The sequence below is a fragment of the Rhodococcus opacus B4 genome (assembly GCF_000010805.1).
Classification (GTDB): Bacteria; Actinomycetota; Actinomycetes; order Mycobacteriales; family Mycobacteriaceae; genus Rhodococcus_F; species Rhodococcus_F opacus_C.
Map to the genome: position 1 here is coordinate 7,883,435 of NC_012522.1, position 20,626 is coordinate 7,904,060.

Here is a 20,626-nt window from a genome sequence, read left to right on the forward strand (position 1 = left end):
AGCGGCGATGTGGTGCCGGGGAGGGGTTGGTCGACAACTCTGTGAAGGAAACGCATCCCAGTTCAGTGAAGCGATATCGGTTGCGAGCAACGCGCCGGCACCGCTTGGGCATACAGTATGAGCGGCGTCACCCTGCGATGCCCTGCATGGGAGGATCTACAGAATCTGTCATATACGGCGCAGATCATTCGACGCTGAATGTGAAAAACTTGGCCAGATTGCAAGATTCACATCACGCATACGTTGGCCCGCCGCTGAGCTCGGGTTGTACGTCGGACAAGCAATCGCGGTGTCCGCAACGTAGGGCGGCGCGGCTGCCAGTATCGCGGTCGGTGTGGCGTGTGCCTTCGAATCCTCGGGTGACACAGGGCTTGTGTCACTAGCGGTGAGCAGAGCGATCCGATCCGCCCGTTTCAGCACGTACCCGATGACCGTCGAGAACCTCGGGCCGACCGAGTTTCTCGACGCTTGGGCGCGGCAACGTGAACTGGCTGCCAACCGTGCTGAGAACGTTGGCGACAGCACCCTGTTGCCCAACTTCGGGTGTACGCCGCGGGCCGCCGCACCGAACCGGGGGACCGACGATACGCCGGTCATCAAGGTCGACCGGGGCGGACAGATTACCTTGGCGCCGGCCCGGACAGTTGATCGTGGACGTCGTGCGCTACGTTCGCGGCTTCGATGAGGCGCTGGTCTCGGTGTGTACCGACCTCGGCCTCGAGTGCGACCGTGTCGAGGGCCGGTCGGGCGTGCAGCTGCCCCCCGCACTGGAGAGCGGTCAGTGGCTGCCGGAGCGGAAGAGTGCGGCCATCGGTGTGCGTGTCCCAGCGCGGCGTGGCGTTGCGCTGGTTCGCACTCAACTGCCATTCGGCGCGCACCGCATATGACGCCATCATCACGGGCGGCATCCGCGACGTCGGGGTGACGTCGCTGTCGCGCGAACCGGGCCGGGAAATGACGGTCGCCGAGGTCACCCGGCCGCGACTGCCCACGTGGTCGCTGCCCTCGACGGCAGGCATCCCGTGGCGGAGAAGGGCATCGAGCTCGAGTTGATGAGCTGCCGGAAACCGAAGCGAGCGCAGTGCGATTTACAACAGCTCGGTACTAGCAGTCGAGTGTTCAGAGTCGGTGGCGCTCTAGTCAAGGAGCTTTTTCCACCCGTCAGCCTCCGCATAATCGAAGATCAGACTGGATTCTGCACGTGCGACCACGTTCTGTTCGATGAGATTTTGAATGACGACGTCGCGTAGCTCTTGTGCGTTCTTCGCCACGACGTGGAGGAGGAAGTCGTCTGCGCCGGTGATGTGGAAGATACCGAGCACGCCGGGAATGTGCAGCGCGGATTCCTGGAAGGCTACGACACGCTGTCGGTTGTGAGTTGCGAGGCGGACGGCTACGAGCGCTTGCAATGACGTGCCCAGCGCTGCGAGGTCGATATCGACCCGGAAGCCTCTGATGATCTGCAGCGACTGGAGTCGGCGCAGTCTCAACGACAACGTCGATTCGGAGACGGCCAACTCTTGAGCGAGGGTAGCGCCGGATGCGCGCGCGTTCACAGATAGGGCTCGTAGGAGAGCCCGGTCAATGCGGTCGAGTTCGGTGTTCTTCGATTCGGTGGTCACGTCTACCCCTTCATGTGCAGGATCTGCGATCTTCGACAGAAGAATAGTAGGTGCTGCATGATTGGCCTACTATCATGGCAGGATCCCTATTATTCGAATCATGACTTCTTCACGTTCCGCTCGGCTTGAGACGATCGCCGTTCATGGAGGTATGGATGGCCTGATCGAAGCAGGACTTCACGTTCCATCTATCGACTTCTCGACGACAAACCCGCTGTCTGACATCGAAGGTGGCGGGGACTCCTATGAACATCTGACGGGCGGAGGCGCCCCGCGGGAGGGCCAGTCTTCCGTGTACCAGCGCTTGTGGAACCCCGGAATCGCGCGATTCGAAGAGTCGTTGGCAGCCTTGGAAGGAACAGACGGCGCGGTCTCCTTCTCCTCCGGCATGGCGGCATTGGCAGCAGCCATCATCGCCACTGTGTCGGCCGGAAAACCACATATTATTGGGCTGCGGCCGGCATACGGTGGAACTGACCATCTACTGTCGACCGGGCTGCTGGGCTCGAAGGTGACATGGACTGACATAGACGGTGTCGCCGCTGCTATCACGTCCGAGACTGGACTGATCGTCGCTGAGTCGCCAGCGAACCCCACACTCGAACTTATTGATATCTCCGCACTGGTGGCTGCAGCTAGAGACATCCCCATTCTGGTGGATAACACCTTCGCTACCCCTGTTCTTCAACGTCCTGCGGACCACGGGGCCGCAATGGTTCTCCATAGTGCAACGAAATATCTTGGTGGACACGGTGATGTAATGGGCGGTGTCATCGCTGCAACAGAGGAGTGGGTTGCTCGCCTCCGTCAAGTCCGGGTGATCACGGGAGCATTGCTGCATCCGATGGCAGGGTATCTCCTGCACCGTGGGCTAAGGACTCTTCCGGTCCGTATCTATGCCCAGCAGGCTACGGCCCGCGAGATCGCATCTCGTGTTGTGGAACACCCTGCGCTGGCGAAGGTGATTTATCCGGGCTTGCCTGGACAAGACCCGATGGGATTGCTCGGCCGTCAGATGGATGGTCCGGGCGCGATTGTCGCATTTGAACTCGCAGGGGGATACGAGGCGGCCGCGGCCTTTACTCACGCGTGCAAGCTACTCACCCATGCGGTATCACTCGGCGGTGTAGACACGCTGGTTCAGCATCCGGCGTCGTTGACGCATCGACCTGTCGAACCGAGCGCGCGCCCCGGCGCAGGCGTCGTCCGGATTTCAGTTGGTCTCGAACATGTCGAGGACCTCCTTGCCGATATCACGCAAGCCCTTGACGCCGCAAAAGGGGTCGTCACGAAGTCGATGACCGGCACTGATCTGTTATCAGTGTGAGCGCGATCCAAATGGTGACGTGGCGGACTCGTTTGATTCGGTCGAATCGATTGTCATTTTACTTGCGCCACGAATGTGTTTCTCCCGGCCTCTAGAGCGAAGTCACTGATGGCGGGATGAGGTTGGTGCGGGGATTACCCGCGGCGTTATATTCGGCTCGTACTCTCGGATACAAGCTGATCCAGTGGTCGTACGAGAGGTTTGTCGCATCACGATCTGATCGATCGGACGAAGCCGGAACACCCACTAGGTCTTGGGTTATCGGTACACCCGTAGATCCTGGTCAGGGCAATCGGGCAGTCTCTTGAACTGATGCTGACCCGGCTAGGTCAGGAAATGCCCTGCGGCAGATTGATCATCGTCTACGCACCCACGAATACAGTCGGCGGCTGTGAGCCAGGTTGACCGCAGCACCCTTACGCCTGCTGGACGGCATGTGGCACCAATCACTATGTCGACGTCCAGTCCGAGGCCAGCTATCACTGAACTCGAGCACGATTTCACAAGGAGAGTCTGATGAACAACGCACTGGTGGTCGAGCACAGGACTAAAGGGTCTGTCCTTTCCTCCGGCGGGTCGATCGAGAGGGATACCCTCCGCGAGATCGAGCAGCGTGTGTTGTGGCTGTCGACGGCGATGATTCACCACGCCAACCGGGTTCGCCCGAATCCGACGGGGCTCAAGGTCGGTGGTCATCAGGCGTCGTGCGCGTCGATGGTGTCGATCATGACGTCGCTGTGGTTCGAGCAACTCCGGCACGGTGACCGGGTGTCGGTCAAACCGCACGCCTCTCCGGTGCTGCACGGCATCAACTACCTGCTCGGGGAGCTGGACGAGAAGTATCTGACGACGTTGCGGGAGTTCGGTGGCCTGCAGTCCTACCCCAGCCGGTCGAAAGACCCTGACCCGGTGGACTACTCGACCGGATCGGTCGGGATCGGGGCGACCGCCCCGATCTGGGGTGCCATCGCCCGCCGCTTCGTCGACACCCACATCGGCGGCGCCGGCACCGGCCGGCAGTACTCGCTCGTCGGGGACGCCGAGCTGGACGAGGGTGCGGTGTGGGAGGCGATCCTCGATCACTCCGTCGCCGAACTCGGCGAAATCGTGTGGATCGTCGACCTGAACCGGCAGTCCCTGGACCGGGTGGTCCCCAACATCGCCGCCGGCCGCCTCGAAGCGATGTTTTCCGCCGCCGGGTGGCAGGTGCTGACCGTGAAGTTCGGGACCCTGCTCGAGTCGCTGTTCACCCGGACCGGTGGGCCGGCGCTGCGGACCCGGATCCTGGACATGCCCAACCCCGAATACCAGCGGCTGCTGCGCTGTGACGCCGCGCAGGTCCGGGACCGGTTGCCCGGCGACGGCCCCGACGCCGCGGCGATCGCGTCGCTGATCGCCGAGCTGGACGACGAGACCCTGCTCCGGGCGATCCGCAACCTCGGTGGCCACGACCTCGACGCCCTGCGCGCCGCCTACGGGCAGATCGACGACACCCGCCCGACGGTGATCATCGCCTACACCATCAAGGGCCGCGGCCTGCCCACCCAGGGGCATCCGCAGAATCATTCGTCGTTGCTGACGGTGGAGCAGTACGAGCAGCTGGCCGCGGAGTTGGGCATGGACCCCGAGGACCCGTGGGCCCGGTTCGAGGCCGACAGTGCGGCGGGCCGGGTGTGTGCGGCGACCGCGGACAGGTTGCGGCGGGAGAAGGTCGAATTCGGCACCCCGCCCGCGGTGCCGGCCGACATCGGTCGCACCCCGTCGGGGACGTCCACCACCCAGGCCGCCCTGGGTCGGGCACTGCTCGACCTGTCCCGCCAGGCCCCCGAGGCGGCGAAGCGAGTGGTGACGGTCAGCCCCGACGTCTCCTCGACCACCAACCTGGCCGGCTGGCTGAACAAGGTGGGGGTGTGGTCGCCGAACGAGCGCCGCAACTGGTTCGACGACGACGCCGAGACGATCATGCACTGGCGGGAAAAGCCCACCGGGCAGCACATGGAACTCGGCATCGCCGAAACCAACCTGGTCGGGTTGATGGGTGAACTCGGCGCCACCTGGAGCCGGTGGGGGCAACCGCTGTTCCCGATCGGGGTGATGTACGACCCGTTCGTCGAACGGGCGCTGGAACCCTGGTCGTACGGCATCTACGCGGGCGGGCAGTCGATCCTGGTCGGCACCCCCTCCGGGGTCACGCTGGCCGCCGAGGGCGGTGCGCATCAGTCGATCAAGACCCCGTCGATCGGCCTCGAGCAACCCGGGTGCGTCAGCTACGAACCCGCGTTCGCGATCGACGTCGAGTGGACGCTGCTGGACAGCATCTCCCGGCTGGGCCGGCCGGACGGGTCGTCGTCGTATCTGCGGCTGTCGACCCGCCCGGTCGATCAGACTTTGGCCGCGGTCCCCACCGATCCGGCGGCCCGCGAGCGTCGCCGCCGTCAGGTGGTCGCCGGCGCGTACATCCTCCGCCGCACCGACACCCCGGCGGTCACGCTGGTCGGCATGGGCGCGGTGATCACCGAAACCCTCACCGCCGCGGACCGGTTGGCCGAGCAGGGCATCGCCGCGGACGTCGTGTGTGTCACCAGCCCCGGCCTGTTGTTCGAGGCGGTGCAAGCCCGCCGGGGATTGGCCGACGGCCCGTCCTGGATCCTCGACCAGGTGTTCCCCGCCGACCGGGCGGCACCGATGGTGACCGTCCTCGACGGGCACCCGCACACCCTCGCATTCCTGACCGGCATCAACCACGTCCCCGGGGCCGCGCTCGGCGTCAGCAAGTTCGGGCAGGTCGGCTCCCTCGACGACGTCTACCGCTACCACGGAATCGACACCGACAGCATCGTCCGCGCCGCCCTCAACCTCGTCGACTGACCCCGAAAGACTTAACATGACCACAACCCACAACGGCGCCACGATGGTATTGCCGTCACTCGGCGAGAATGTCACCGAGGCGACCATCACCCGCTGGCTCAAAGCCCCCGGTGACCGCATCGAGCACGATGAACCGTTGCTCGAGGTGGCCACCGACAAAGTCGACACCGAGATTCCGTCCCCCGCCGCCGGCATTCTTCTCGAGATCGTCGCGCAGGAAGACGCGCTCGTCGAGGTTGGTGCGGTGGTGGCTGTGCTCGGTGCGGAGGAAGGCGCCGCCGCGGCCACACCGGCTCCGGCCCCCGTGGCCACGCCGACCCCGGCACTGGACCCCGTCCCGACGCCGGGTCCTTCATCGACCGTTGCGCCGACAGCCGGTGGCGACCGGGTGGAGAAGCTGCCCCGGATTCGCCGCACCATCGCCAGGCGGATGGTCGAATCCCTCCAGACGTCAGCGCAATTGACCACCGTCGTCGAGGTCGACGTCACCGCCATCGCGCGGCTGCGGGCACAGGAGAAAGACAGCTTCCATCGCCGCACCGGGGTGAAGCTATCGTTCCTGCCGTTCTTCGTCGTCGCCGCCGTCGAGGCGCTCGACGAGCACCCGGTGATCAACTCCTCGCTCGATGCCGACTGCACTGAGGTGACCTACCACTCGGCGGTGCACCTCGGGATGGCCGTCGACAGCGACAGAGGTTTGATGGTGCCCGTCATCCGCGATGCAGGTGCGCTGCGGATCCCCGACCTCGCCCGGCGGATCGCCGACTCCGCAGACAGTGTGCGTAACAATACGATCCGCCCCGATGACCTGTCCGGCGGCACGTTCACCATCACCAACACCGGCAGCCGCGGGGCACTGTTCGACACCCCGATCATCAACCAACCCCAATCCGCCATCCTGGGAATCGGAGCCGTCGTCGAACGCCTCGTCCCCACCCGCGGCGACGGCGGATCACTCCAGATCGAAGTCCGGTCGATGGCGTACCTCTCACTCTCCTACGACCACCGCATCGTCGACGGCGCCGACGCCGCCCGCTACCTCGGGGCAGTGAAGACACGTTTGGAAGCAGGCTTTGCCGGCAAGGACATTGCATGATCGACCGGCGAGCATCAGGCTATCTAAAGCCTCTCACGGAGGATCAGCAGGCGATGTTGGGGTACGTGATCGCCTGGGCTCCGTTCGGAGGAGGAGACGAGGAGATCCTGCCTCAATTTGGGATCACCCCCGACAATTTCTACCTGCGTCTCGCGCGCATTCTCGAGTCCCGGTCGTGCGGGGGAATCGATTTCGCGACTCGAAACAGGCTTCGTGAGTTCTGTGCGGGAAAGCTGAGTAGCTTTCCCCCCAACCCCGATCGCGCGTCGTCGATTGACGTGCGGGTCGATTGAATACACGTTGAGACCAAGATTCCTAGGCGGGAAGTGCTCTCCTGCCCATTAGTGCGAGGACGACATGCCGTGAGTGTAGAGACAGTCAGTAGCCAGTCGGAGCAACGACGCCTGGCACTGCTATCGAGTGATTCAGTGCAAGTCACCGCGGCATTACAACCTCGCCGGGTGCGTTCCCCGGAGAGTATGACTGGCGCCCAGGCTGTCGTCCGTGCGCTTGAGGAACTCGACGTCGAGTGTGTGTTCGGGATGCCTGGGGGCGCGATATTGCCCGTGTACGACCCCCTGTACGAGTCAACGCGTGTGCGTCACGTCCTCGTGCGGCACGAACAGGGCGCCGGCCATGCCGCCACGGGCTACGCGCAGGCCACAGGCAGAGTCGGCGTGTGCATGGCCACTTCCGGGCCTGGGGCAACGAACCTGATCACTCCCCTGGCAGATGCGCAGATGGACTCCGTGCCCGTTGTTGCGATCACCGGCCAGGTCGGTCGCGGATTGATTGGAACAGACGCATTCCAGGAAGTCGACATTTGCGGAGTGACGATGCCGATCACAAAGCACAATTTCCTCGTGACGTCCGTCGATGACATCCCCCGGATCCTCGCTGAAGCATTCCATATCGCGTCATCGGGCCGGCCGGGCGCAGTGCTAGTCGACATCCCGAAGGACATCCTGCAGGCAACTACAGCATTCTCGTGGCAGCAAGAGGTCGCACTACCCGGATATCGAAAGGTCCCGAAGCCTCACACAAAGCAACTAGGAGCAGCCACGAATCTGATTGTCGAGGCAGTCGCGCCCGTTCTTTACGTAGGCGGTGGAGTGATCAAGGCGGACGCCTCCGCCGAGTTGATGGAGCTTGCACAGCTAATCGGCATCCCGGTCGTCACTACCCTCATGGCACGCGGAGCGTTCCCCGATAGTCACGAACTTCACTACGGTATGCCCGGCATGCACGGGACGGTCGCTGCCGTAGCTGCGTTGCAGAAATGCGATCTGATCATCGCGCTCGGGGCGCGGTTTGATGACCGAGTTACCGGACGGATCGATTCGTTTGCACCGAACGCAAAGATCATCCATGTGGACATCGATCCCGCGGAGATCAGCAAGAACCGCTATGCCGACGTACCTATCGTTGGCGACTGCAAGAGAGCAGTTTCCGCGCTGATCGAACTGGTAAAGAAGGATTCGCGCCCACTTGCTGATCTCGCCAACTGGCGATCGTATCTTGACAATATTCGTGCGCGGTATCCTCTAAACTACAGCCGTCCCTCCGATGGGATGCTGTCACCGGAGTACGTCATCGAGGCGGTAGGACGTGCCGCGGGCACCGACGCCGTTTTCGTTTCGGGTGTCGGCCAACATCAGATGTGGGCGGCGCATTTCATCCAGTACGAGAATCCCCGAACCTGGGTCAATTCGGGAGGGCTCGGCACGATGGGCTTTGCGATCCCAGCTGCGTTGGGTGTGAAGATTGGGGCCCCAGAACGCGAGGTGTGGGCTATCGACGGTGACGGCTGCTTCCAGATGACGTATCAGGAGCTAGCGACAGCAGCAATCGAGAGAGTTCCGGTCAAGATTGCCCTTATCAACAACGGAAAACTCGGTATGGTTCGGCAACTCCAAACCCTGTTCTATAAGGAGAAATACGCCAGCGTGGATCTGTCCGCGCACACTCAGCGGATACCGGACTTCGTCAAACTCGCTGAGGCACACGGATGTGTAGCGTTGCGCTGCGAGCGTGAAGAGGACGTTGCCGATGTGGTCGCCCAAGCCCGGGCTATCAACGATCGGCCGGTTGTCATCGATTTTGTCGTTTCAGCCGAGAGCCTGGTATGGCCGATGGTGGCTGCTGGCACGAGCAACGACGAGATCATGGCCGCACGCAATGTGCGACCGTTCTTCGACGATGAATAACCTGGTCTTGCGGATACGTCGCCCGCATCGACCCGAACGACGTGAGGAGTCGAACCGGGAGCGCGACTGCTTTGTCGCCGGCTCGTTGTTTTCGGGAAGGTGTCCTTCTCGAGCAGCCAATCGAGAAACGATACGTTCGGCACTCTACCCAGATATGCGACTTGTGAGTTCGTGGCACTGTGAACAGTGCTCGGACAGACCTGACCTGAACTCCGTGCGAGTTGCGAGCTTGAGTCTCGGCCGGGTCCAGATGAATTCTTTGCCGTTGAAGACGAGCTTGTGGAGTGCGGCTTTTGGTAGCACTCCGGCCTATGAGTAGACGAACACTGCCGTCTGGGAATGCCATGATCATGGGAATAGCCGTGATATGCGCCGTCAGCTCCTGGTCATGGATGAGCATGGTCACCCCCTTGACCTGGGACAGCTCGGTCTAGGTTTCGACCAGTCGGTCGCGATGGCGCACGTCGACACCGCGCGGAAGGCGGAGATCCTCTTGTACCTCTTCGGAACTTCTGTGGTGATGACGATCCTGGCGACGCCTTCGGCGAGGAGTTCGGCGACGATCTCGGGAATTGCCATCTTGCCGACTGCCTGTTGGCCGCTGGTCATCGCAACCGCGCCGTTGTGGAGCAACTTATAGGTGACGTTCGAGCCGGCCGCGACGCAGGCGCGAACGGCGAGAGATCCGGAGTGATGGTAGGTGCCGTCGCCGAGGTTCTGGAGCATGTGATCATGGGAAACGAAGGGAGCCAATTCGATCCACGCCGCGCCCTCACCGCCCATCTGGGTCAGGCCCACGATGTTGCCGACCCGGTCCTCGTCCATAAATGTCGCGAGACTCTAGCAACCGATCCCGGCACCGACGAGCGAGCTATCCGGTGTCTCGGTCGAGCGATTGTGCGGGCATCCGGAGCAGAAGTAGGGCGTGCGGTCCGCCAACGGCAGGAGGTTGATCCTAGGTCGCCTGGACCCGCGGGGATCAAGCCAGACGCGCGCGGAGGGGACATCAGGTGCTCGAGGATCCGTGGGCCGACGGCCTTGGCCATGACCGTGGGGAGACGTCGGCATTCGACCGGAACAGGACGTCTCCGTCCGGCGGCCGCCGGCCGAGGACCACCGGGGCGTTCGTTGCGCCGTACAACAGGTCCTTGATTCCGAGCTCGATGAAGGCGCGCTTCTCCTCGACGAGCTCATCGAGGCCAGCGGCGAACTCGTGGATGACTTCGGTTCGAGCGGCGAGACCATACCGAGTTTCAGCAGGCGCACCCCGGACGAGGCCAGTGTTTCCTCGGTGATGCCGAGCATGGTCAGTGCCTGTCGAATATCCAGGTAGGTCGCTCCGGCCGCCACGATTCCGACCCCGGGCGAAGGATCGCCGACGACCTTGTTGAGTTCATTGGCGTGGGCATAGCGACGGGCCAGCTCGACGCGCGTCGTCACGAGCGTCTTTTCCAGGTCGGAGAGGGTGGGTTGCATGAAGTTGGCCGAGACTATGTGCGAAGGATCTTCGCCGTCGATTGTCCGGTCGAGGAATGCTGGATTGACACTGCCGGAGCGAACGGTGGCTGTGCTGGCGCCGTCCGCGACATTCGTCGCCACCTTCAGCCCTGTCCACAGCCCGCATACCGTGACAACGCGATTCCGTGAAGACCCAAGTCGAGAATATCTTGCGCATCGGCCGGCGAGAGTACGGTCATCCCTATCTCGGCCATCGCCATTTCCGACGAACTGGGCACGGTGGAGAACTTGGCGATCGAGTCGTCGTCGACGAGAACCAGTACGCCCTCGTGTGCGGCGGAGCCGCCGCGATTGGCGTGCCGCAGGGCATCGGTGGCAGTCCAGGCCTGGAGCCTTGCCGTACCAGATCCCGACGACGCCATCGTAGGGCATGCCTTCCATTGTCGAGGCCAGCTGGGAGCCCTATACGGCGGTGGCACCGAGTTCCTCGTTGACACTCGGCTTGAACACAATGTTGTGCTCATCGAGTAGCTTTCGCTGCCGGGTGAGCTCGCGGTCGTACCCGGCCAACGGCGAACCCTCACAGCCCGAGATGAATGTTGCCGTGTTCGGCCCGTTTCGGCGATCCAGTCGGCATTGTTCCATGGGGATCCGGACCAGTGCCTGCAGCCCGGACAGGAGTACCGCTCCGTCAACAAGCTGGTATCTGTCTTCGAGCCGGACGGCCCGGCCACCTGTAGAAGTCACACGCACTCCAGAGGGACACGTCACTGGGTCGACGCCGTTTGACCCCGCCGACCCAGATGCAAGATTGTTGTAAGTAGGCACCAATTATGGTGTCGGTCAGCGGGTTTTGTCTTCGGTGGTAAGCGCAAGATCTGACTGAGACTGGGTACTCTTCTCAGTGATAACTACAAACTAAGGCAGGGATTCCTCTTGGACGAGTGGGCAAGCGTGCGACGGCTGTGCGATCGGGCGCTGGCCTCGCTACCGGAACTAGCATCTGGTGTCACGGGCCGGGTGCGCGCGGATCTGCCGGAGTACGCAATGGTCCCGCGCGACGAACACCTGGCCGATGTCGCCGAGCTGCACAGGCGCCGGATCAAGGAGATCGCCGAGCGTCGGCCGCCCGACGCCACGGATCTAGAGCTTGTGGTGACACTTGCCCACCACCGGGCGCGCCAAGGGATTCCGATCGAGGTGCTGCTCGGTTCCTATCACGTGGGGGACCGCGAACTATGGCGCACGTTGTGCGATCTCGCGGGCGACGCACTACCCGTCCTTCCCAGCGTCGCCGCCCTGATGATGGAGTCCCTGCATGTCATCGGGGCCGCGCTGTCCGCCGCGCACGGGGACATCACCCGAGCGCAGCAGGGCCACCGGATCACGCTGTCGCAGCGCTTTGTCGAGCTGCTCGAAGGCCGCCAACTCGACGCCGAGACGGAGCGCATCGCCGACGCTCTCGACTTCGATCCGCAGGGCGAGTTCATAGCTCTATTGTGGCGACGTGTCGGAGACCAGTCGGCACTGTCGAGAGAGCTCGAGGACGAGATGACGCGAAGCGGCGCGCGGATCGCGTACGCCTACAACGACCTGGACGTACATCTCGTCGCGCAGGGCACTTCCCTGCCGAACATCGTGGGGATCGCAACGGGCAACCTGGCGGACGGGCAGGTCGGAGTCGGCATGATCCGCGGCGGGCTAGTCGGAGCCATGATGAGTCTGTGCGACGCCCGCTTCGCCATCGCGGCAACGTCAAAGGCTCGTCCGGTTGCCCGGTTCGCAGACGTGTGGCCGTACTCGTGCGTCGCAGTGAACGAGAATCTGATCGAACCGCTGATTGCCGGCGCAGTCGAGACCGCCCGAGCACACCCTCATCTCGCGGAAGCGGTGCTCGCGTATGCGTCGTCGGACATGTCCGTTGCCAGGACGGCCAAGGGGATGCACCTACACGCGAACACCGTGACCTATCGACTGGAGCGGTGGACTCGACTGGTGAGCTGGGATCCGCGCACGTTCGATGGCCTCACCAAGTCGCTCATCGCGTGCCGCCTAGCATGACCTCCGCGATCGTGCATTCAGAACGAGGTCAGCCGGCGTCGCGCGTATGCAAACGTGCACGGGCCTGTGCAGCATTCGCCATTGACGAACTTGGCGTCATGTGAGGAGACTCATGTCAAATCCCGACTCCCCAACGCCAGCCGACGTCCCGTTCCTGGGTCTCCACGTCGGACTTTTTCGGTGCAGGCACGCGCTGACCTGCTGCATGGAAACGTGTAACCCATTTTTTGAACAACGCGTCCACGAACACGTGGGATCGGAACCGGTTAACGCGATCCGAATGCACAATCGTGCCGACCGGGTTGCGTAGTGCGATGGCGTGGCCTAACGCGGAGCAGGCCAATCCCGCGGTCATGCGTTTGGCGATCGAGTATCCGACGATCCGGTTGGAGAAGCAGTACTTGATCTCGCAGAGGTAGAGCTTACCGCCGTCGGTCGAAGCTCAGTGATGTCGGCGAGCCGCAGCCGATCTGGTAGATCGACAATGAACTTGCGGGCCGTCGGTCGTCGTGGACGGGCGGGCCGGCCTTGCGATTGAGACCGCGTTCTTGGCGAACACCGAGAAGATCCGCTGCTGCGAGCACCGACGCTGGACGGTTCTCACCAGTGGTGATGCCGTACTCGGGTAGCTCGTCGGTGATGAACCGGCAACCGAATGCCGGCTCGTCGGCGTGGATGTCGAGTGCGGCGTTGATCACGTGGGCGTCGTCCCAGTCCCACTGCGAGACGGGAGTGGTGCTCCATTTGTAGATGGATTGCCGGGACATCCCAGCACCCGGCAGGTCACCGAGACGGCGATAGGTCCGCGGAAAGGTCGAGGACCAGCGGGGACATCATGTAGTGCCACTATGCCGCCCTTAAGCAGGTGCGGTGGTTCGTCGGATGCTTGGCAGGGGGTGCCGTCTCGAAGCATGGCGAAGAAAACGTCGCATCGCCGGCGGGTGAGTGCGGGACGGGGGGCTAGGTTATAGCTTTTGCCCCGTGCTCGTTTGCGCTCGTCGTAGTCGCGATATTCGCGGCCTTGCTGTGCTGCGAACGCTGAAAGACAGAGCACGCGTTTGAGTTTCTTGTTGCCGCGTCGTGACCGGAGCTCTCTGCGGATGGATGATCTCGACGGTCGGGTGACGGGCGCGAGGCTGGTGGAGGACGCGAGGTGCCCGGCGGAGACGAACTCTTTGCCGGATACTTCGGTGATGATGTATGCGGTAGTCCTGCCCACTATTCCGGGCATCGAGATCAGGACCCGATGAAAAGGGCGCGTCTGACACGGCAGCGACTTCGTTGGCAATGTCGAGGAGTTGCCTCTGGAGCGATGAGACCCGCTTCGCCAGTTTCGGAATGACGGTCTTTGCGGCGTCAGCGCCCACGATGACGATAGCTTGCTGTCAAGTGCTGTCAGGATTGAGTCGGCCATTCGTGTGCCCATGCGTGGTGCATTCCTGCTCAACCGTTGTGAGGGCAGATCCATCGCAGGTCAGATGTCAATCGAAGGTGGCGCAGCCCCTTCTCGCACTCTAAGCCTCAATCCGTGGATCGGTGATCTCGGTGATTTCGGGTCGATCTATTTGGTGATGCCGATGGGCGACGGTTTTCGGGGCGTGGCTGATCTGCTGACCGGGTTGTCAGCTTATCCACGTTCGGTATTCCTGGGTCGGGGCCGTGTAGCCGGGGTGTCGGGGTCAGGCCGCTTGCGGAGGTTCGTAGTCGATGATGCTGTCCCAGAAGGTTGTCCAGTCGTCTTGTCGCGGCCAGTGAGCTGGAAGGTGGAGCACGGTTTTGCGTGCAGGTCGGGCGAATCGGGCCGGTACGTTGACCAGGTGCCGGCGCACCGTGGCCCCGCGGGCCACGGCGTGGCGGCCGCCGGCGAGGGTGCCGGTGGCGCGCAGCAGGTTGTGGGCGATCGCGGCGCAGAGCACCCAGGCGCTGTTCGCGCCGAAACGACCGGAGGGTACGTGCGCGAGTGGTACGTCGATCAGGTCCGCGAACACCGTTTCCACGATCGCGTGTTTGCGGTGGGTGATGTCGGCGTCGACGGTCAGCAGGTCGGAATTGGTAAAGAACGGGTCGTAACGCCACACCGGGAACAATGCATCCGGGTAGTTGGCGTCCTTGACCCGGCGCACAATGAGGCGGGCGGTGACCCGGTGGCGTCCGGAGAACGCGGTGTACTCGACCTCGGCGACCTCGGCGTCGGAGATCAGCTCCCCGGTGTTGGGGTCGGTGACCGCACCGGGGTAGTGCACCGGTATCCAGTCGCCGTCATCGATGGAGGCGATGGCCCGGGTGATGCGCGGATTGCGGGTCATCACCAGGGAGAACTCGATGCCGGCGGTGACCTCGGCACCGATGACGGCCTTGTTTCCGAACGCCGAATCACAGCGGACCATGATCTTGCCCGTCGCACCGCAGGCGCGGGCGGTGCTGATTGCCGAGCGCAGTTGGGAGGCGGCGCCGCGGCCGGATCCGGTCTTGCCGGCCCGCAGCCGCATCTCCGCGACCACCGGCGCCGCCTGCCCCGTGGACAAGGTCGTGACCAGCGGCGACAGCCCCTTGCGGAGCAGAGCGCGGCCGGCGATCTCCGCGTGCCCGTAGGACGCTCCCTGTTTCTGGTGCCCGAAGACCGGGCGCAGCAACGAGTCGATGTCGAGGAACGCCCGGTCCTCGATGCCGGGCAGCGGCGGGGTGCGGGCGGCGAGGGCGATCAGATGCCGGCGCAGCACCGCCCCGAACTGCAGGCTGTGTCCGTAGGTGAACTCGCGCAGGAAGATCCCCAGGGTCGACGGGTGCGTAGACCTGGTCGAACAGGGCGGGCATCCCGCCTGCCCGGAGCAGGGTCATGTCGTCGATGACATCCGCTCCGGTACACATCCCGCCGATGATCGAGGCCAGTTTCCCGACCGGGTTCGCCGCACCCGAGGCCACCCTCGTGGAGGTGAGGTCGACATGGGCGTCGATCAGCTCCGACAGGCCGGCCTGTTCGGCGAGTCCGAGGACCGGGACCAACCCCTGCCGCCGACACGAGATTGGGTTCGTCGAACCTGTCTTGGCTCACTTCTCGGTGAGGAATGACGTTCCAATCTCTTGACCTGGCACTTCTCGTGTCTACGGCGGCGGTTTCACGCACTAACGGCGCCGGTCTACCCTCGTCGGGTGACGTTCATCAGGCGGGTCCGGACGAAGTCCGGGGCCACAGCGGTGCAGGTCGCCCGCTATGTCAACGGCCGGCAGGAGATCGTCAAGCACATCGGGTCAGCGCACACCGATGTCGAGCTCGGGATGCTTCTCGAGCGGGCCCGAGCGTGGATCGAGCCCGATCAACAGGCCCTCGACCTGGGCGTCACCCCGCAAACACCGGCGGCGAGCGTCCTGGCGGCGGGCCAGGGCGTGTTGTTGCCAGCCGCGGATGACCGGCCGGTCGTCGATGCGCCGGGGCGGACCGCGTCGACGGGGTCGGTGGTACTGCGGCAGATCCTCGAAAGTCTCTACGACCAGCTCGGTTTCGGAGTGCTCGGCGACGAGGTGTTCCGGGATCTAGTGATCGCCCGAATCGTCGAGCCCGGCTCGAAACTCGACGCCGCCAGGGTGGTTCGTGACCTCGGGAAGGCCCCGGCGAGCTACGCCACGATCAAGCGGCACCTGCGGTGGATCGTCGACCGCGACTACCGGGACCAGATCGCGACGAAATGTTTCGAGCATGCCGCCGAAACAGGTGGCCTGTCCCTGATCCTCTACGACGTCACGACCTTGTATTTCGAGGCGGAGAAGGAAGACGAGCTCCGCAAGGTCGGCTACTCGAAAGAACGCCGCGTCGATCCGCAGATCGTGGTCGGTCTGCTCGTCGACCGGACCGGATTCCCCTTGGAAGTCGGATGTTTCGAGGGGAACAAGGCCGAAACCCACACCATCGTCCCGATCATCCGGCAGTTCCAGACCCGCCACGACATCACCGGGGTCGAGATGGTCGTCGCCGCCGACGCCGGGATGCTCTCCGCCGGTAACTTGAAGGACCTCGACGACGCCGGCCTGAAGTTCATCGTCGGCTCCCGCGTCACCAAAGCACCCATCGATCTGTCGAACCATTTCCATTGGAAAGGAGACGTTTTCGTCGACGGACAAGTCATCGACACCGTCACGCCGCGGCATGCGAAGAGCACCGTCAACAACATCCGTCACCGCACCGAACCGGTCTGGGATCCGGCCAGGCACCCGAAGTCGTGGCGGGCGGTCTGGCAGTACTCGAAACGCCGCGCGGTCCGCGACAACCAGACCTTGAACGCCCAGGAAACCCGAGCCCGCGAGGTCGTCGACGGGGCGAAAGCCCCGAAATCGACCCGGTTCGTCAAGACCACCGGCAAGGGACGCAGCCTCGACACCGCATCGATCGAGCGGGCCCGGTCGCTGATCGGGTTGAAAGGTTAGGACGATGTCGGGGTTATGCCGACATGGGTCGCATCGTTGCTGGTAGTGGCCTCGTCACCGGTGGATTGTTCGGCATAATCACCGAATGCCGAGTCAGGCGTAATGCTGGTGTTCCCTGGTGTCGAAGGGAAGGAAACACAGCCATGTCCACCACCGACGATGGCACTCGCTGGATCATGATCGACGACGCGATCAAGGACTTCGACCGTTACCTGATCACGGGTAAGAACGCATCCGAGATGACCCGCCAGTGCTACACCCGACACGCACGAGCGTTCCTGAACACTGTCGCGCAGTCGGCAGCTGCGGTCGACCTCGAACAGTTGTCGGGGCCACAGGTCCGTTCGTATGTCACAGATCTGGGCGAACGTTACGCTCCACAATCACTGAAACTCAAGGCAACTGCGCTGCGAATCTTTCTGCGGTTTGCGTGGATGTCCGGACAGATGAGCTCGGATCTGACCGGCGCAGTCGGCCCGGTGATCACTCATCGGTCCGGCAAGATCCCCAAGGCGCTACACCCGGACGAACTGGTACGCCTGTTAGCGGCACCCGATCGGCACACTCTGGGCGGAACCCGCGATTACGCACTGCTGGTCCTGATGTCCCGGCTCGGATTCCGTGCCGGCGAAGTCGGCGGACTTCGCCTCGACGACATCGACTGGGCGCATGCGAAAGTCAGGGTGCGGGTCAAAGGAGGGAACGTCCTCGAGTTGCCCATTCCCGGCGATGTCGGCTCTGCTTTGGTGGAGTACCTGCAGCGGCGTCCCACTCCGACCCCTCACCGTGAAGTATTCCTCACGAACTACGGGGCGCCGGTGCCGATGACCCGCGGGGCGGTGACGCAGGTGGTCGAGCGCAATGCCCGCACGGCGGGTCTGGGGATGGTGCACGCACACCGGTTGCGGCACAGTGCTGCTCGCGCCGTGCTCGTCGGTGGCGGCACGTTCGAGGAGGTCGGTGAGCTGCTCGGTCACGCCACCCGGCAGGTCACCATGGCGTACTCGTCGTTCGACCTCGCGTCGATGCGTCCCCTTGCCCGCCCGTGGCCGGTCAGGGGGCAGTGATGCCCACCTGGACTGTCCTCATCGACGAGTACCTCGACTTCCGCATCGCACGAGGATTCCAACCGAGCCGCAAGATAGAACGATTGCTCCCGCAGTTCGTCGCCTCGCTGCCCGACAGCCGCGACGACGGTCTGCTGTTCAGCAACGCCGATGCGCTGACCTGGGCGAACCTCCCTGATCAGGCAGCACCTTCCTGGGTGTCGGCTCGCTTGTCGATCGTGCGGGGCTTCGCGCTCTACCTCGCCGGATCCGGCCTACCCGTTGTCGTGCCGGCCTCCCGGCAGACACCGACCTCGTCTCGCCGAGCCACCCCGTATCTGTATTCGACCTGCGAGGTCGTCGACCTCATGGACGCCACCGATGCGATGTTCACACCCTTGCGTGCCGCCACCATGCGCACCCTCATCGGGCTGCTCTTCGTCACCGGAATGCGCATCGGTGAGACGCTGCACCTGAATGTCGGCGACCTCGACACCGAGCAGAACACCCTGATGATCCGGCACGCGAAGCTCGGTCGCGAACGCATCGTCTGCCTCGATAACAGCACCACCGAGGCGTTACGGGCCTACCTCCACGACCCGCCTCGACGCGATCTGGGCACCGGCACCGATCGGCCGCTGTTCGTCACCGGCACAGGCACCGCGGTCTCCTACTCCACCGTCTGCGGTGGCTTCGGCCAGCTGGTCCGCCGTGTCGGACTGGACCATCGTGCCGGCGCCCGTCCACGCCTGCACGATCTGCGCCACAGTTTCGCCACCCTGACGATGGTCGAGGCCTACCGGACAGGACGCGATCCCGGGCACACGTTCGCCGTATTGTCCTTCTGGCTCGGGCATTGCAACCCGGTCGACACCTATTGGTATCTGCAGGCCGCCCCGGAAGTCGCGGCGATCGCCGCCGGGCGCCTCGACCACGGCCAGGAGTGGTGATGAACCACCGTCTCGCCCCGATTCTGCAGCGGTACTTCACCACTTACGCGCTCACCCAGCGGGCGCTGAGCCCGGCCACGATCCGGACCTACCGTGACAGTTGGGCACTGCTGCTCACGTTCGTCGCCGAACGCACGCAGATCCCGCCCCACGCACTCGAATTGGCACATATCGACCACCGGTGCGTCACCGCGTTCCTCGACCACCTCGAGAACGAACGGGGCAACAGTATCGCCACCCGCAATTTGCGGTTGGCCGCGATCAAGGCGGTGCTGGCCTTCGAGTGCGCGACCATGCCCGAGCACCTCGAGACCATCGCGGCAGTTCAGGCGATCCCCGTCAAGAAACACCCGCGACCGCAGTTGAGCTACCTCACCGCCACGCAGGTCAAAGCACTGCTCGACGGGATCGACACCACGACCTGGACCGGACGACGGGACCAGGCGATGTTCACGCTCGCTGCCCACACCGGGCTGCGCGTCAGCGAACTGATCTCCTTGACCGTCGACAGTGTTCATCTCGGCACCGCCGCGCATGTTGCCTGCACCGGAAAGGGACGCAAGCACCGCGCCACACCCCTGACAACCGCCACCGCCGCGTTGTTGAAAACCTATCTGCACGAACGACACACGCATCCGGGTCACGCGTTGTTCCCCAACCCGCGAGGCGAACCACTGTCCGTCGACGCGATCGGGCAACGGCTGCGCACCCACGTGCGCCGGGCAGCACGCGCCTGTCCAGAACTCGCCGGCACCCACGTCACCGTCCACACCCTCCGACACACCGCGGCGATGCGGTTCCTCGCCGCCGGCATCGACACCGCGGTCATCGCACTCTGGCTCACCCGCGACCGCAGTTGAGCTACCTCACCGCCACGCAGGTCAAAGCACTGCTCGACGGGATCGACACCACGACCTGGACCGGACGACGGGACCAGGCGATGTTCACGCTCGCTGCCCACACCGGGCTGCGCGTCAGCGAACTGATCTCCTTGACCGTCGACAGTGTTCATCTCGGCACCGCCGCGCATGTTGCCTGCACCGGAAAGGGACGCAAGCACCGCGCCACACCCCTGACAACCGCCACCGCCGCGTTGTTGAAAACCTATCTGCACGAACGACACACGCATCCGGGTCACGCGTTGTTCCCCAACCCGCGAGGCGAACCACTGTCCGTCGACGCGATCGGGCAACGGCTGCGCACCCACGTGCGCCGGGCAGCACGCGCCTGTCCAGAACTCGCCGGCACCCACGTCACCGTCCACACCCTCCGACACACCGCGGCGATGCGGTTCCTCGCCGCCGGCATCGACACCGCGGTCATCGCACTCTGGCTCGGCCACGAATCCACCGCGACCACCAGCATCTACCTACACGCCGACATGGACATCAAACGACGCGCTCTCGAACGGACACGTCAACCGGACGTCGTGGCGGGTGACTACACGCCACCGGACTCACTTCTGGCTTGGCTGCAAGGCCTGTGATTATGCCGAACAATCCACCGGTGACGAGGCCACTACCAGCAACGATGCGACCCATGTCGGCATAACCCCGACATCGTCCTAACCTT

The 20,626-nt window shown here is 63.7% G+C and carries 15 protein-coding genes and 5 pseudogenes; 12 read left to right on the plus strand and 8 right to left on the minus strand.

What is annotated here, in order from left to right:
• The first annotated feature begins 385 nt into the window (after nt 1–385).
• Nucleotides 386–1,108: pseudogene (gene lipB / locus ROP_RS41720) on the plus strand (lipoyl(octanoyl) transferase LipB).
• Between the two features lie 28 nt (nt 1,109–1,136).
• On the opposite strand, the gene ROP_RS35850 reads toward lipB, so the two are convergent.
• Nucleotides 1,137–1,622 carry an Lrp/AsnC family transcriptional regulator gene (locus tag ROP_RS35850; protein WP_015890881.1) on the minus strand — a complete coding sequence of 162 codons (486 nt, stop codon included), beginning with the start codon at nt 1,620–1,622 and terminating at the stop codon, nt 1,137–1,139.
• A 100-nt stretch (nt 1,623–1,722) separates the two neighbouring features.
• Between ROP_RS35850 and ROP_RS41725 the strand changes: the two genes are divergently transcribed.
• The 5 genes from ROP_RS41725 (at nt 1,723) to ROP_RS35870 (ending at nt 9,120) form a co-directional block, all read left to right on the plus strand.
• Nucleotides 1,723–2,949, plus strand: a complete 1,227-nt coding sequence (locus tag ROP_RS41725) for a trans-sulfuration enzyme family protein (protein WP_015890882.1) — start codon at nt 1,723–1,725, stop codon at nt 2,947–2,949.
• 516 nt (nt 2,950–3,465) lie between these two features.
• Entirely contained in the window at nt 3,466–5,817 is a 2,352-nt protein-coding gene (locus tag ROP_RS35855) for a transketolase-like TK C-terminal-containing protein (protein WP_015890883.1), read from the plus strand.
• 16 nt (nt 5,818–5,833) lie between these two features.
• The gene (locus tag ROP_RS35860; RefSeq protein WP_015890884.1) at nt 5,834–6,913 is read left to right on the plus strand and encodes a 2-oxo acid dehydrogenase subunit E2; all 1,080 of its coding nucleotides are present in this window, start codon (nt 5,834–5,836) and stop codon (nt 6,911–6,913) included.
• Nucleotides 6,910–7,206 carry a hypothetical protein gene (locus tag ROP_RS35865; protein WP_063721434.1) on the plus strand — a complete coding sequence of 99 codons (297 nt, stop codon included), beginning with the start codon at nt 6,910–6,912 and terminating at the stop codon, nt 7,204–7,206. The genes ROP_RS35860 and ROP_RS35865 overlap by 4 nt, the downstream gene beginning before the upstream one ends.
• Nucleotides 7,207–7,341: 135 nt before the next feature.
• On the plus strand, nt 7,342–9,120 hold the full coding sequence (locus ROP_RS35870) for an acetolactate synthase large subunit (protein ID WP_015890886.1): 1,779 nt from the start codon (nt 7,342–7,344) through the stop codon (nt 9,118–9,120).
• Nucleotides 9,121–9,522: 402 nt separating this feature from the next.
• Here ROP_RS35870 and ROP_RS40595 read toward each other — a convergent pair whose 3' ends face one another.
• The 4 genes from ROP_RS40595 to ROP_RS43270 are packed head-to-tail and all read right to left on the minus strand — an operon-like array spanning nt 9,523 to nt 11,325.
• Nucleotides 9,523–9,945, minus strand: coding sequence for an oxidoreductase (locus tag ROP_RS40595; protein WP_015890887.1), 423 nt, complete (start codon nt 9,943–9,945; stop codon nt 9,523–9,525).
• Nucleotides 9,946–9,960: 15 nt separating this feature from the next.
• The gene (locus ROP_RS42875; RefSeq protein WP_015890888.1) at nt 9,961–10,719 is read right to left on the minus strand and encodes an oxidoreductase; all 759 of its coding nucleotides are present in this window, start codon (nt 10,717–10,719) and stop codon (nt 9,961–9,963) included.
• A gap of 2 nt (nt 10,720–10,721) precedes the next feature.
• Complete coding sequence (locus tag ROP_RS40600; protein ID WP_015890889.1) at nt 10,722–11,000, minus strand: oxidoreductase; 279 nt, start codon at nt 10,998–11,000, stop codon at nt 10,722–10,724.
• Nucleotides 11,001–11,040: 40 nt separating this feature from the next.
• Complete coding sequence (locus tag ROP_RS43270; RefSeq protein WP_015890890.1) at nt 11,041–11,325, minus strand: hypothetical protein; 285 nt, start codon at nt 11,323–11,325, stop codon at nt 11,041–11,043.
• Nucleotides 11,326–11,514: 189 nt separating this feature from the next.
• Here ROP_RS43270 and ROP_RS35880 point away from each other — a divergent pair, with 189 nt between their 5' ends.
• Entirely contained in the window at nt 11,515–12,639 is a 1,125-nt protein-coding gene (locus ROP_RS35880) for a helix-turn-helix domain-containing protein (RefSeq protein ID WP_015890891.1), read from the plus strand.
• A gap of 186 nt (nt 12,640–12,825) precedes the next feature.
• Here the strand turns inward: ROP_RS35880 and ROP_RS44460 are convergent.
• The 3 pseudogenes from ROP_RS44460 to ROP_RS35890 all read right to left on the minus strand — a co-directional run.
• A pseudogene (locus ROP_RS44460) lies at nt 12,826–13,476 on the minus strand (DDE-type integrase/transposase/recombinase); the annotation flags it as partial.
• Between the two features lie 199 nt (nt 13,477–13,675).
• Nucleotides 13,676–14,107: pseudogene (locus ROP_RS45320) on the minus strand (transposase); the annotation flags it as partial.
• A gap of 211 nt (nt 14,108–14,318) precedes the next feature.
• Nucleotides 14,319–15,706, minus strand: a pseudogene (locus ROP_RS35890) (IS1380 family transposase).
• Nucleotides 15,707–15,789: 83 nt separating this feature from the next.
• On the opposite strand from ROP_RS35890, the pseudogene ROP_RS35895 reads away from it, so the two are divergent.
• The 5 genes and pseudogenes from ROP_RS35895 to ROP_RS35915 all read left to right on the plus strand — a co-directional run.
• Nucleotides 15,790–17,055: pseudogene (locus ROP_RS35895) on the plus strand (IS1634 family transposase); the annotation flags it as partial.
• A 146-nt stretch (nt 17,056–17,201) separates the two neighbouring features.
• A complete protein-coding gene (locus ROP_RS35900) occupies nt 17,202–18,125 on the plus strand; it encodes a tyrosine-type recombinase/integrase (RefSeq protein ID WP_015890898.1) in 924 nt (307 codons plus the stop codon).
• Nucleotides 18,125–19,054 (plus strand): tyrosine-type recombinase/integrase, encoded by a 930-nt coding sequence (locus tag ROP_RS35905; RefSeq protein ID WP_043826982.1) that lies wholly within the window; start codon nt 18,125–18,127, stop codon nt 19,052–19,054. The genes ROP_RS35900 and ROP_RS35905 overlap by 1 nt, the downstream gene beginning before the upstream one ends.
• Nucleotides 19,054–19,914 (plus strand): tyrosine-type recombinase/integrase, encoded by an 861-nt coding sequence (locus ROP_RS35910; protein WP_015890900.1) that lies wholly within the window; start codon nt 19,054–19,056, stop codon nt 19,912–19,914. The genes ROP_RS35905 and ROP_RS35910 overlap by 1 nt, the downstream gene beginning before the upstream one ends.
• Complete coding sequence (locus ROP_RS35915; RefSeq protein ID WP_015890901.1) at nt 19,911–20,540, plus strand: tyrosine-type recombinase/integrase; 630 nt, start codon at nt 19,911–19,913, stop codon at nt 20,538–20,540. The genes ROP_RS35910 and ROP_RS35915 overlap by 4 nt, the downstream gene beginning before the upstream one ends.
• Nucleotides 20,541–20,626: the final 86 nt, after the last annotated feature.